Origin of the sequence: Streptomyces sp. KR80 (assembly GCF_052245555.1) — a bacterium.
Taxonomy (GTDB): domain Bacteria; phylum Actinomycetota; class Actinomycetes; order Streptomycetales; family Streptomycetaceae; genus Streptomyces.
Genome location: NZ_JBQQCD010000011.1, coordinates 1 through 13,862 on the forward strand (window position 1 = coordinate 1; position 13,862 = coordinate 13,862).

At 69.3% G+C, this 13,862-nt stretch carries 5 protein-coding genes, 1 tRNA gene and 1 rRNA gene; 6 read left to right on the forward strand and 1 reads right to left on the reverse strand.

Annotated features, from left to right (window positions below):
• Positions 1-38: 38 nt before the first annotated feature.
• The 3 genes from rrf (at position 39) to ACTWQI_RS17180 (ending at position 1,134) form a co-directional block, all read left to right on the forward strand.
• Positions 39-155: ribosomal RNA gene (gene rrf / locus ACTWQI_RS17170) — 5S ribosomal RNA — on the forward strand.
• 104 nt (positions 156-259) lie between these two features.
• Complete coding sequence (locus ACTWQI_RS17175) at positions 260-961, forward strand: DegT/DnrJ/EryC1/StrS family aminotransferase (protein ID WP_443271362.1); 702 nt, start codon at positions 260-262, stop codon at positions 959-961.
• A gap of 97 nt (positions 962-1,058) precedes the next feature.
• Positions 1,059-1,134, forward strand: a tRNA-Thr gene (locus ACTWQI_RS17180).
• An 85-nt stretch (positions 1,135-1,219) separates the two neighbouring features.
• Here the strand turns inward: ACTWQI_RS17180 and ACTWQI_RS17185 are convergent.
• A complete protein-coding gene (locus ACTWQI_RS17185; protein WP_443271363.1) occupies positions 1,220-3,850 on the reverse strand; it encodes a SpoIIE family protein phosphatase in 2,631 nt (876 codons plus the stop codon).
• Positions 3,851-4,291: 441 nt separating this feature from the next.
• Between ACTWQI_RS17185 and ACTWQI_RS17190 the strand changes: the two genes are divergently transcribed.
• The 3 genes from ACTWQI_RS17190 (at position 4,292) to ACTWQI_RS17200 (ending at position 13,691) form a co-directional block, all read left to right on the forward strand.
• A complete protein-coding gene (locus tag ACTWQI_RS17190; protein WP_443271364.1) occupies positions 4,292-9,826 on the forward strand; it encodes a HAMP domain-containing protein in 5,535 nt (1,844 codons plus the stop codon).
• Positions 9,827-10,063: 237 nt separating this feature from the next.
• Complete coding sequence (locus ACTWQI_RS17195) at positions 10,064-10,741, forward strand: response regulator (RefSeq protein ID WP_443271365.1); 678 nt, start codon at positions 10,064-10,066, stop codon at positions 10,739-10,741.
• A gap of 139 nt (positions 10,742-10,880) precedes the next feature.
• Positions 10,881-13,691, forward strand: a complete 2,811-nt coding sequence (locus tag ACTWQI_RS17200; RefSeq protein WP_443271366.1) for a DNA translocase FtsK — start codon at positions 10,881-10,883, stop codon at positions 13,689-13,691.
• Positions 13,692-13,862 lie beyond the last annotated feature (171 nt).

Sequence of the window (13,862 nt, forward strand, 5' to 3'; positions counted from 1 at the left end):
TCTGTCCCAGGGGTGGCCGGTCGGTATCTTCATAGTGTTTCGGTGGTTATTGCGTGAGGGAAACGCCCGGTTACATTCCGAACCCGGAAGCTAAGCCTTTCAGCGCCGATGGTACTGCAGGGGGGACCCTGTGGGAGAGTAGGACACCGCCGGACAATCATTGAGAGAGCCCTGTCGAGAGCTTCGGTTCCCGACAGGGCTCTCTGACGTTGTGCTGCGCGCCACGTGGAGTTCACGTTCCAGGGGCAGCATCCCTCTCATGGGACCGGGACAACCTGCTCAGACGCTTCAGCGAGCACTGACGACCGCCGGCGTGCGCGCCGGCGACGGGGTGGTCGTGCCGTCGTACGGGACTTGCGAGGTCGTGGAAGCCGTACGGCAGACCGGCGCGATGCCGGTGTTCGTCGACATAGACGCCGACAGCTACTGTGTCGATCCGGCTGCCGTGCAGGCGGCCGTGACACACCGCACCGCAGCGATCGTGGCTGTGCACCAGTTCGGCCATCGTGCCGACATGGCGCGGCTCGGCCAACTCGCCGAGCGCCGTGGCCTGTTGCTTGTCGCGCATGAGGGGGAGCAGTCCACGTCAGTGGAAACGGCGATGCGCCGCGCCAACGCTGCTTACCTCTCCCAGCGGCTCACCGACGTCATCACTCCTCGGGTCCGGCCCGGCGCCGCGCACACCTTCCTGCAGTACGTGGTGCGCGTGCCCGGTAACGGGCGGCCCGACCGGGACGCCTTCGCCCGCACACTGCGTGCGCGGGGCGTCCGCTGCCGGATTCCCGTCCAGACTCCGGTGCACCGAATGCCGCCGTTCCGGCGCGACATATGGCTGCCCGAGACCGAGCGGGCTGCGGACGAGTGTCTGGCGCTCCCGGTCGAAGCGGGCCTGACGCGACGCGAATTGCACCGTGTCGCCTCGGTCTGCAACGGACTCGGCGGCCTGCTGCAGCCGGCGTAGGTCTGCCGGCCCTGGGCTACTTCAGGTCCCGCGCGTCCTGGAGCGGTCGGTCATCAGGGGCGCATGCCCGTTCGGGTATCGTCTACGCCATTGCCGCGCCCCAATAGCTCAGTCGGCAGAGCGTCTCCATGGTAAGGAGAAGGTCTACGGTTCGATTCCGTATTGGGGCTCCATAGAGGATGGCCCCCCACCGTGCGCGGTGGGGGGCCATCCTCTATCGGGTCCGGTTTCGGGGGACGTTGGGCCGCACGGCGGCACTCAGACGTCCTGCGGCTCCGGCACACGCATCGCGAGGATCGCCATGTCGTCCGATGCCGGCTCCGCGGCAAAGCGCTCGACGGCCCGCAGGATGCGCGCCGCGACCGCGCCGGCCGTCAGCCCCGTACACGTCGTCAGGACGTCGACGAGGCCGTCGTCGCCGAGCATGCGGCTGCCCTCGCGGCGCTCGGTCACTCCGTCCGTGACACACAGCAGTACGTCGCCGGGATCGAGGCTGACCGTCTGCTCGTAGAGCTCAAGGTCGTCCATCACACCGAGCAGCGGCTGCGGTTCGGCGGCCGGCGCGACACTGCCGTCCTGACGCAGGCGCAGCGGTAGCGGGTGGCCGGCACAGACGACCTTCAGGAGCGCGCCGCCGTCATCCTGGGGCCACAGCTCGCCGTACAGGAGCGTGAGGAAGCGGCTGCGGGCGCCCTCGTCGAGGATCGCCGCGTTGAGCCGCTCGAGGACGGCCGGGGCGCTGAAGCCCTCACGAGCCAGGAGCCGCAGGGCATGCCGGGCGAGGCCGGTCACCGCAGCCGCTTCCGGACCCGTGCCGCAGACGTCGCCGATGGCGAAGCCGTATGCCCCGTCGCGGATCGGGAAGACGTCGTAGAAGTCGCCGCCGACCTCGTTCCCCTCGCCCGCCGCACGGTAGATGACCTCGACCTCGACGCCCGGCACCTCGGGGAGTTCGGGCGGCAGCAGGCTCCGCTGGAGGGACTGGCTGATGGCGGTGCGCTCGGAGTACAGCCGTGCGTTGTCGAGGGCCAGGGCCGCCCGGCGCGAGAGGTCCTCGGCCAACTCCAGGATCTCCTGGCGGAAGTGCTCCTCGGAGGGCTTGCCGAGGGTGAGCAGGCCGATGACCCGGTTGCGGGCCACCAGCGGCAGGACGACGGTCTCGCCGCCGACCGCGGAGGCGGTGGCCAGCGACGGGCCGGGTCCGGCGGTCAGTTGGGCAGGTTCGCCCATCTCGACGGCGCGCAGCGAGGACCGGAGCGCCGCCGCGTGCGCCGCCGCGCTGGGTGCGGTCCAGACACGGGCGCCGGGCGTCGGGACCGGGTCCGGCGGCGGAACCTTTCCGAGCAGCGTCTTGAGGCCGTCGATGCGGTCCTCGTCCTCATGGAGGACGTAGGACAGCTCGGGCTCGGAGGACTGGTCCGCGACGGTGTAGACGGCGCACCAGGTGGCGAGGGTGGGAACCGTCATCTGGGCCATCAGCGCCAGAGTCTGGTCGCGGTCGAGGGTTCCTGCGAGCAGATCCGAGGCCTCGACGAGGAAGGAGAGCGAGCCGCGGCGCAGGCGCTCGAGTTCGGTGAGGCGGGCCCGTTCGACGGCGAGGGCGATGCGATCGGCGGCGAACTGGAGGCGCAGCGCCTCCTCGTTGGTGTAGCGGCCGGGGGCCTCGGCCGCGACGCCGAGCGAGCCGGTCAGGCGGCCCTCGACCTTCAGCGGCACGGTGACGACGGAACGCATGCCGGTGCCGCCGAGGAGCGGTACGGCGCCGGGTACGACGGTGAGGTCGTCGTGGACGGCGGGCATCCGTGCCGAGCCGTAGCGGCCCGTACCGGCTTCGACGGGGACGCGGGCGAAGCGCTGGCGGGCCGAGGGGAGCCCGGTCGAGGCCCGTACCTCCAGCTCGGTCTCGTCATCGGTGGCGAGCAGGAGATACGCGGCGTCGCCGTCGAGCATGTCCCGCGCGCGTTCCACGGTGCGCTGGAGAAGGCCGTCGAGATCGTCGGGGGCGGGGGAGCCGATGAAGACCTCGAACGGGTCGGCGACGGGTCCGCGGCCGTCACCGGACGCCGCGCCGCTGTCGCCGGAGGACGGGCGCAGCGTGGTCTGGAGCACCGCCCGCTCATGGTCGCGGACGAGCAGGAGAACGGTGGAGGGCTCGCCTTCGGCGTCGCGCACCCGGAGGTGGGAGGCGTAGATGGGGACGACGCGGCCGTCGGTGTCGCGGATGCCGTACGAGCCCTCCCAGCGGGAGAGCTGGAGGGCCTCGGCGATGCCGGTGCCCGTGCCGGGCGTGTGCGGCCACGCGGCGAAGTCGGTGAGGGCCTTGCCGACGACCTGATCCGGGGGGTAGCCGAAGAGGTGCTGGGCGTCCTCGTTCCACGAGCTGACGGCGCCGCCCCGGTCGATCTGGACGACGGCGACGCGGACCCGGGCGTCGGCGACGGGCAGGGCGTCGGTGGGGAGGGCCGGACCGGCGGAGCGGGTGCCGGCGAGGCGTTCGGCGAGGTCGAGCTGGAACCAGACCCGCTTGCAGGCGGCGGTGTACTCGACGCCCCAGCTGCTCGCGAGAGCGCCGCACAGCAGCAGTCCGCGGCCGCCCTCACGGTCCGGATGCGCGAGGTGACGGCTCGCGTTCTGCAGCGGAAGTTCACGTTCGGGGTAGCGGTCGCCGACCTCGATCCGTACGCCCTGGTCGGTGCGCAGGCAGATCACATCGGCGGCCGTGCCCGCGTGGACCACCGCGTTCGTGACCAGCTCGCTGGTGAGGACGACGGCGTCGTCGACGATGTCGGGGAAACCCCAGCCCTGGAGCGTGTCGCGCACGAAGCCGCGGGCAGCGGCGACCGAGCGTCCGATCGGCTCGAAGGTGGCCACGGCCCGCGCGGTGATCACGTCTCTCCTCACGATGGGTGTTTCGTCGCCCGGCACAGGGGCCGGCCGTCCGTCTCTGGGCTCGGTGTGCGTGGCGTCGCCGGGGTCGTCGGCTACGTGGCCGATATCACTTCCCGCGCCGGCCTGCCGGACCAGGCCATCGCCGCGCTCCTTCATCCCCGCTCCCTACGACCGGACGGGCCCCCGTCGCCGCGCCCCTCCGATGCCTTGTCGCCCTTGCGCCACCGCCTCCCGTCGGGGAGGCGGATGGACAGCCGGATGCCAGGTTACTTACCTTCGCCGTCGGTGCGGATGCCGGTCGCGAGTGTTTCCGCCGGGAGAGTGCCCTAGGGCTTGTGCGATGCTGCCGAACTGTTATGGCCTGGTTCGGCCAAGGTGAAACACTGGGAAGTCTTCGAGCGAAGGCCTGACGAGAACGGTCGACCCTGCGGGAGGGACACGGTGGAGTCTGGCGCAGCGGCGCGCGGCGCAAGCACGCGCGCGAAAGGCGGGCGTTCCCGTAAGAACGGGACGACCGAAGTGGATACGGCGGCGCTGAACCGGCTTCTCACCGCTCTGGTGGCCATGCGGGACGGGAACGCCCGCAAGCGGCTCACCGTCTCGGGTGAAGGCGTGATGTCCGAGATCGCCGCCGTGTTCAACGAGGTGGCGGACCGCAATCTGCATCTGACCGGCGAGCTGGCCCGGGTGCGGCGGGTCGTCGGCCGTGAGGGAAAGCTCACAGAGCGACTCGAGACCGGGGCCTGTGAGGGCTCCTGGGCCGCGGCGATCGATGCGTCGAACGCACTGGTCGACGACCTGGCCAGGCCCGTGTCCGAGGTGGGCCGGGTGCTGTCGGCGGTGGCCGAGGGCGACCTCGAGCAGCGGATGGATCTGCGGGCGCTCGGCGCGAACGGCACGGCGCATCCCCTGCGCGGCGAATTCCTGAAGGTCGGCCGTACGGTCAACGGGCTGGTCGACCAGTTGTCGGCATTCACCGACGAGGTGACCCGGGTGGCCAGTGAGGTGGGCACCGAGGGCAAGCTCGGCGGGCAGGCCAAGGTGCGCGGAATGTCCGGTTCGTGGAAGGATCTGACCGACTCCGTCAACACCATGGCGTACCGGCTGACGGCTCAGGTCCGGGACATCGCGCTCGTCACCACGGCGGTCGCCAAGGGCGATCTGTCGCGGAAGGTCACGGTGCATGTGGCCGGCGAGATGCTGGAGCTGAAGAACACCGTCAACACCATGGTGGACCAGCTGTCCTCCTTCTCCTCCGAGGTGACCCGGGTGGCCCGCGAGGTGGGCACCGAGGGAGAGCTGGGCGGCCAGGCGCAGGTGCCGGGCGTGGCGGGCGTGTGGAAGGACCTCACGGACTCCGTCAACCTCATGGCGGGCAACCTCACCGCTCAGGTGCGGGGGATCGCCCAGGTGACGACCGCGGTCGCCAGCGGCGATCTGTCGCAGAAGGTCACGGTGAGCGCACGGGGTGAAGTCGCCCAGCTCGCCGAGACGATCAACACCATGACCGAGACGCTGCGCACCTTCGCCGACGAGGTGACACGGGTCGCCAGCGAGGTGGGTGCCGAGGGTCTGCTGGGCGGTCAGGCGCAGGTGCCGGGTGCCGCGGGGACGTGGAAGGACCTCACGGACTCGGTGAACACGGCGTTCCGTAACCTCACCGCTCAGGTGCGGGACATCGCTCAGGTGACGACGGCGGTGGCGAACGGTGATCTGTCGCAGAAGGTCACCGTCGATGTGGCCGGCGAGATGCTCGAGCTGAAGAACACCGTGAACACGATGGTGGATCAGCTGTCGTCCTTCGGCGCCGAAGTGACCCGGGTGGCTCGCGAGGTCGGTGTGGAAGGTGAGCTCGGCGGTCAGGCGCAGGTGCCGGGTGCCGCGGGGACGTGGAAGGACCTCACGGACTCGGTGAACACCGCGTTCCGTAACCTCACCGGGCAGGTGCGCAACATCGCTCAGGTGACGACGGCGGTGGCGAACGGTGATCTGTCGCAGAAGGTCACCGTCGACGTCTCCGGCGAGATGCTGCAGCTGAAGAACACCGTGAACACGATGGTGGACCAGCTGTCGTCCTTCGCCGACCAGGTGACCCGGATGGCGCGTGACGTGGGTACGGAGGGCCGGCTGGGCGGCCAGGCTCGCGTCGACGGGGTCTCGGGCACCTGGAAGGACCTGACCGACTCCGTGAACTTCATGGCCGGGAACCTCACCTCTCAGGTGCGGCAGATCGCCCAGGTGACGACGGCCGTGGCGCGCGGAGATCTGTCGCAGAAGATCGAGGTCGATGCGCGCGGCGAGATCCTCGAGCTGAAGAACACCATCAACACGATGGTCGACCAGCTCTCCGCCTTCGCCGAGCAGGTGACCCGGGTGGCCCGCGAGGTGGGCACGGACGGGCGACTCGGCGGCCAGGCGCAGGTGCCGGGCGTGGCGGGCGTATGGCGCGACCTGACCGACTCGGTGAACGGCATGGCGGGGAACCTCACCGCCCAGGTCCGTAACATCGCTCAGGTCGCGACGGCCGTGGCCCGCGGTGATCTGTCGCAGAAGATCGACGTGGACGCGCGCGGCGAGATCCTCGAGCTGAAGAACACCCTCAACACGATGGTGGACCAGCTGTCGTCGTTCGCGGACCAGGTGACGCGGGTGGCCCGCGAGGTGGGCACCGAGGGCATCCTCGGTGGGCAGGCCGAGGTGAAGGGTGTCTCCGGCACGTGGAAGGACCTCACCCAGTCCGTCAACTTCATGGCGAACAATCTGACCTCGCAGGTGCGCAACATCGCCGAGGTGACGACCGCGGTTGCGCGCGGTGACCTGTCCAAGAAGATCACCGTCGACGCCAAGGGCGAGATCCTCGAACTCGTCACCACCGTGAACACGATGGTCGACCAGCTGTCGTCGTTCGCCGAGCAGGTGACCCGGGTGGCCCGCGAGGTGGGTACGGAAGGCCAGCTGGGCGGCCAGGCCCGGGTTCCCGGCGTCACCGGCATCTGGAAGGACCTGAGCGGCAACGTCAACCTGATGGCCAACAACCTCACCATCCAGGTGCGCAACATCGCCCAGGTCGCGACCGCGGTCGCCAACGGCGACCTCACCAAGAAGGTGACGGTCGAGGCGCGCGGCGAGGTCGCGCAGCTCGCCGACACCGTCAACACCATGGTGACGACGCTGTCGTCGTTCGCCGACGAGGTGACCCGGGTGGCCCGCGAGGTGGGCACGGACGGCATCCTCGGCGGCCAGGCCCGCGTACCGGGCGTGGCGGGCACCTGGAAGGACCTCACCGAGTCGGTGAACTCGATGGCGTCCAACCTCACCGGCCAGGTGCGCAACATCGCCATGGTCACGACCGCGATCGCCAAGGGCGACCTCACCAAGAAGATCGACATCGATGCGCGAGGCGAGATCCTCGAGCTCAAGACGACCATCAACACGATGGTCGACCAGCTGTCGTCGTTCGCCGAGCAGGTGACCCGGGTGGCCCGCGAGGTGGGCACGGAAGGCCAGCTGGGCGGCCAGGCCCGGGTACGGGACGTCGACGGCACCTGGCGCGACCTCACCGAGTCCGTGAACGAGATGGCGGGCAATCTGACTCGCCAGGTGCGGGCGATCGCCGCCGTGGCCGCGGCAGTGACCCGTGGCGATCTCAACCTGAAGATCGACGTGGACGCGGCGGGGGAGATCCTGGAGCTCCAGGACAACATCAACACGATGATCGCCACGCTGCGCGAGACCACCCTCGCCAACAAGGAGCAGGACTGGCTCAAGGGCAACCTCGCCCGGATCTCGGGTCTGATGCAGGGCCGCCGCGACCTGAAGGACGTGGCCGGTCTGATCATGAGCGAGCTGACGCCTGTCGTCTCCGCGCAGCACGGCGCGTTCTTCCTTGCGATGCCGACGGGCGATAGCACGGAGGTCGGCGCTCCGCCCGGGGAGGGCTCGTACGAGCTGCGCATGATCGGGTCGTACGGCTACTCCATGGGCACCATGCCGACGTCCTTCCGGCCCGGTGAGACGCTCATCGGCACGGCCGCCGAAGAGAAGCGCACGATCCTGGTGGAGAACGTGCCGCCGGGCTATCTGAAGATCGCCTCCGGACTCGGTGAGGCGCCGCCGGCCCATGTGATCGTGCTGCCGGTGCTCTTCGAGGGCAAGGTCCTGGGCGTGATCGAGCTGGCCTCCTTCCAGCCCTTCGCGCAGATCCAGAAGGACTTCCTCAGCCAGATCGCCGAGATGATCGCGACGAGCGTCAACACCATCAGCGTCAACACCAAGACCGAGGTGCTGCTCAAGCAGTCGCAGGAGCTGACCGAGCAACTGCGGATCCGTTCGGCGGAGTTGGAGAACCGGCAGAAGGCGCTCCAGGCTTCAAACGCCGAACTGGAGGAGAAGGCCGAGCTGCTGGCCCGACAGAACCGCGACATCGAGGTGAAGAACACCGAGATCGAGGAGGCGCGGCAGGTCCTGGAGGAGCGGGCCGAGCAACTCGCGGTCTCCATGCGCTACAAGTCCGAGTTCCTGGCGAACATGTCGCACGAGCTGCGCACCCCGCTGAACTCGCTGCTGATCCTGGCCAAGCTGCTCGCCGACAACGCCGAGGGCAATCTGTCGCCGAAGCAGGTCGAGTTCGCCGAGACCATTCACGGTGCCGGCTCCGATCTGCTCCAGCTGATCAACGACATCCTCGACCTGTCGAAGGTCGAGGCGGGAAAGATGGACGTCAGCCCCACCCGTATCGCCCTGGTGCAGCTGGTGGACTACGTCGAGGCCACCTTCCGGCCGCTCACCGCCGAGAAGGGGCTGGACTTCTCCGTGCGGGTCTCGCCGGAGCTGCCGGCCACGCTGCACACCGACGAGCAGCGACTGCTCCAGGTGCTGCGCAACCTCCTCTCGAACGCGGTGAAGTTCACCGACAGCGGTGCCGTGGAGCTGGTCATCAGGCCGGCCGGGACCGATGTGCCGGACTCCATTCGCGAGCAGCTGCTGGAACACGGCTCACTGCGCGATCCGGAGGCCGAGATGATCGCCTTCTCGGTGACGGACACCGGTATCGGAATCGCGGCCAGCAAGATGCGAGTGATCTTCGAGGCCTTCAAGCAGGCGGACGGCACGACCAGCAGGAAGTACGGCGGTACGGGTCTGGGGCTGTCCATCAGCCGGGAGATCGCCCGGCTGCTGGGTGGTGAGATCCACGCGGCCAGCGAGCCCGGCCGTGGCTCGACCTTCACGCTGTACCTGCCGCTCAGCCCCATCGAGCTGCCGCCGCAGGGGTATCCGCAGCTGGCCCCCGTCGGGCCCACAGGGGCCGGGTCGGTGGCGGCGCCCGCAGGCGACCCGTTGCTCGGAGCGCTGGTCGCGGGCGCCGAGGCTGCGTCGGCGGACGTGCGTACGGCCGAGGACGCGGCCCAGGCCCCGGCGGCCGTCCCGCAGATTCCGCGGCGGGTGGCCGGAGGGGCGTCGCGGCTGCGTCGGCGGCCCGCGCCGCCGGCCGACCAGCGGCCCGCCGGTGGGGCCGCCCAGGGGGAGCCGGTCCCGGACGACTCCTGGCTGGACAACGGCCAGGACCTCGTGGACCCCAGCTTCGACGGTGGCTTCCGCGGCGAGAAGGTGCTCATCGTGGACGACGACATCCGCAATGTGTTCGCGCTGACCAGCGTGCTGGAGCAGCACGGTCTGTCGGTGCTCTACGCGGAGAACGGCCGCGAGGGGATCGAAGTCCTGGAGCAGCACGACGATGTGACCGTCGTGCTGATGGACATCATGATGCCTGAGATGGACGGCTACGCCACGACCGCGGCGATTCGACGCATGCCGCAGTTCGCCGGCCTGCCGATCATCGCCCTGACTGCCAAGGCCATGAAGGGAGACCGGGAGAAGAGCATCGAGTCGGGTGCGTCCGACTATGTCACCAAGCCGGTGGACACGGACCATCTGCTCACGGTCATGCAACAGTGGATCGGCCGTGCCGCCGACTGACGGTCAGCGAACACGTGTGGGAACGCGAGATCCGGGGAACCTTCTGGGCTTCCACTGCGTTTCTGCTACGTGCACAGTGACATCGCGGTGACAGGGTGTGGCGACAGGCGGGGTGCGGCTACCATGACCGGCACAAGGACGGGCGACGCAAAGGAGTCGTCCCCTGGGGCGGCGCCCGGTGCTTCCCCGAGCTCTTCGAGCAGGGGCGGCCCTATGCCGGGGCGAGGAGGACGGGCCATGGTGCAGAAGGCCAAGATCCTCCTGGTCGATGACCGGCCGGAGAATCTGTTGGCGCTGGAGGCCATTCTCTCCGCGCTCGATCAGACCCTGGTGCGGGCATCGTCAGGGGAGGAAGCGCTCAAAGCGCTGCTGACGGATGATTTCGCAGTGATCCTGCTGGACGTCCAGATGCCGGGCATGGACGGTTTCGAGACCGCTGCGCACATCAAGCGGCGGGAGCGGACCCGGGACATCCCGATCATCTTCCTGACGGCCATCAACCACGGTCCCCACCACACCTTCCGGGGTTATGCCGCGGGTGCGGTGGACTACATCTCCAAGCCGTTCGACCCGTGGGTGCTGAGGGCGAAGGTCTCCGTCTTCGTCGAGCTCTACATGAAGAACTGCCAGCTGCGGGAGCAGGCCTCGCTGCTGCGGCTGCAGTTGGAGGGCAGCCAGCCGGATCCGGGAGAGTCCAAGGAGCCCGCGGGGCTGCTGGCCGAGTTGTCCGCACGGCTCGCGGCGGTGGAGGAGCAGGCGGAGGCGCTGTCCAAGCAACTCGATGAGTCCGCGGATGCGGCAGCCGTGGCCACCGCCGCGCATCTGGAGCGCAAACTCACTGGGCTGCGACGGGCGCTGGACGCGCTGGAGCCGGGCACGGGCAGCGGCGCGTCGGCGGTGCCTTCCCAGAGCTGACAGCAGCGCTTCGGAACGGCTGTTGAGGGCAGTCGTACATTGACGCAGCGTCACCACGGCATCAGCACAAATGCGACACGAACGGCCTAACGTCTAGGCACAGGTGTCCCACCCGTCCATCACCGGTAACCTCGGCACCATGGCTGCACGTACGTCCGGCAAAGGTTCCCCGAGCGCGTCGGGCACCTCCAAAACGCGCGCCGGCCGTACGGGGAGCACGGCCAAGAAGGCAACAGCGAAGAAGACTCCGGCCAAAAGGGGCGCAGCGCCCGCCAAGAAGGCCGCGGCGAAGAAGGCTGCGGCGAAGAAGGCCGCCCAGAAGCCGGCGCCGTCCCCGACGGGCGGTATCTACCGTCTCGTCCGCGCCCTGTGGCTCGGGCTCGCCCACGCCGTCGGTGCCATCTTCCGCGGCATAGGACGCGGTGCGAAGAATCTTGATCCCGCGCACCGCAAGGACGGTCTGGCACTGCTGCTTCTGGGCCTGGCCCTCGTGGTCGCCGCCGGCACCTGGTCCAGTCTCCGCGGCCCCGTCGGCGACCTCGTCGAAATGCTGGTGACCGGGGCGTTCGGGCGCCTCGACCTGCTCGTGCCACTCCTGCTCGGCGGCATCGCGGTGCGGCTCATCCGCCACCCGGAACAGCCGGAGGCGAACGGACGGATCGTCATCGGGCTTTCCGCACTGGTCATCGGCGCCCTCGGCCAGGTGCATCTGGCCTGCGGGGCGCCCGGCCGCGGAGAGGGCACCGAAGCCATCCGGGACGCGGGCGGGTTGATCGGCTGGGCCGCCTCGCGGCCGCTGCTGCTGACCGTCGGGGAATCGCTGGCGGTGGCGCTCCTGGTGCTTCTCACCGTCTTCGGGCTGCTCGTGGTGACCGCGACTCCGGTGAACGCCATTCCGCGGCGCCTGCGGCTCCTCGGCACCAAGCTCGGACTCGTGAGCGGTCCCTCCGCGGAGCGGGACGAGGGCCGCGCGGAGGGGGCCGACGCGGGCGAGTACGCGGATGACTGGCGCGAGGCGCCCACCCGCAGGTCGCGCCGGGGCGCCGCACGCGCCGCGGCCGCGGTGAACGATCCCGACCGGGCCGAGGAGGAGGCGCTCGCGAAGCGGCGCCGGTCCCGCGGGCGGGCAGCATCGCCCGTGCCGGAGCGCGCAGATGACGCCGTGGACCTCGCAGCAGCCGCGGCGGCCGAACTGGACGGGGCCGTGCTGCACGGTGTGCAGCCTTCGCCGCTGGTGGCCGACATCAGCCACGGCATCTCCGCGGACCGGACGGCGACGGACGGCGTGCGGGATGCGCGTGAGGCCGAGGGGCAGGAGGCGCCATCGCCCGCCGAGGAAGAGCGCACCGAGAGCACATCGAATGCCCGTCCGGGCCGGGCCGGCCGGCGCAGCGGCGTACCGGATCTGACGAAATCCGCTCCCGAGCCCGCCGAACCTCTACCGCCCCGCGCCGAGCAGCTCCAGCTCTCCGGGGACATCACCTACTCCCTGCCCTCCCTGGACCTGTTGGAGCGCGGGGGACCGGGCAGGACGCGCAGCGCCGCGAATGACGCCGTCGTGGCGTCGCTCACCAAGGTCTTCGGGGAGTTCAAGGTCGATGCCGCCGTCACCGGCTTCACCCGCGGCCCCACCGTCACGCGCTACGAGGTCGAGCTCGGCCCCGCGGTCAAGGTCGAGCGGATCACTGCCCTGACCAAGAACATCGCCTACGCCGTCGCCAGTCCCGACGTCCGGATCATCAGTCCCATCCCCGGCAAGTCCGCCGTCGGCATCGAGATCCCCAACACCGACCGCGAGATGGTCAATCTCGGCGACGTGCTGCGCCTGGCGGACGCCGCCGGCGACGAGAATCCGATGCTCGTTGCGCTCGGCAAAGACGTCGAGGGCGGCTATGTGACGGCCAACCTGGCCTCGATGCCGCACGTGCTGGTCGCCGGTGCCACCGGTTCCGGAAAGTCCTCCTGCATCAACTGTCTGATCACCTCGATCCTGGCGCGTGCCACGCCGGAGGACGTGCGGATGGTGCTGGTCGACCCCAAGCGCGTCGAGCTCACGGCCTACGAGGGAATCCCGCACCTGATCACGCCCATCATCACCAACCCCAAGCGCGCCGCCGAGGCCCTGCAGTGGGTCGTGCGGGAAATGGACCTGCGTTACGACGACCTTGCGGCGTACGGCTTCCGGCACATCGACGACTTCAACGCGGCGGTGCGGAGCGGCAAGGCGACAGCGCCGGAGGGCAGCGAGCGGGAGCTGTCGCCGTACCCGTATCTGCTGGTGATCGTCGACGAGCTCGCCGACCTGATGATGGTCGCACCGCGCGACGTGGAGGACGCCATCGTCCGGATCACGCAGCTCGCCCGGGCCGCGGGCATTCACCTGGTGCTGGCCACCCAGCGCCCGAGCGTCGACGTGGTCACCGGCCTGATCAAGGCCAATGTGCCCTCCCGGCTCGCCTTCGCCACCTCCTCCCTCGCCGACAGCCGGGTCATCCTCGACCAGGCGGGCGCCGAGAAGCTCATCGGCAAGGGCGACGGGCTCTTCCTGCCCATGGGTGCCAACAAGGCCATCCGGATGCAGGGCGCCTTCGTGACGGAAAGCGAGATCGTGGCCCTCGTCGAGCACTGCAAGGCGCAGATGACGCCTGTCTTCCGCGACGACGTCACGGTGGGGACGGCGAAGAAGAAGGAGATCGACGAGGAGATCGGCGACGACCTGGATCTGCTCTGTCAGGCGGCGGAGCTGGTGGTCTCCACACAGTTCGGGTCGACCTCGATGCTGCAGCGCAAGCTGCGGGTGGGCTTCGCGAAGGCGGGTCGGCTGATGGACCTCATGGAGTCGCGGGGGGTCGTCGGGCCGAGCGAGGGGTCGAAAGCGCGCGATGTGCTGGTCAAGCCGGATGAAATGGACGGAGTGCTCGCGCTGATCCGGGGCGAGACTCACTCGTAAGGGCGGCGAGAGGCAACCGTTTGCCCATCCGATACGTCAAGTTGATGGAAACGATGAATGGGTAGGGAATCCTATAGTGGCGCGGCCGTCCTGATGGCGTACAAAGTTCGTCCTCCCGGTTGCCCCACCCTTTCGTACCACCCCTAGACTGAACATCCAGCAGGTGGCTCA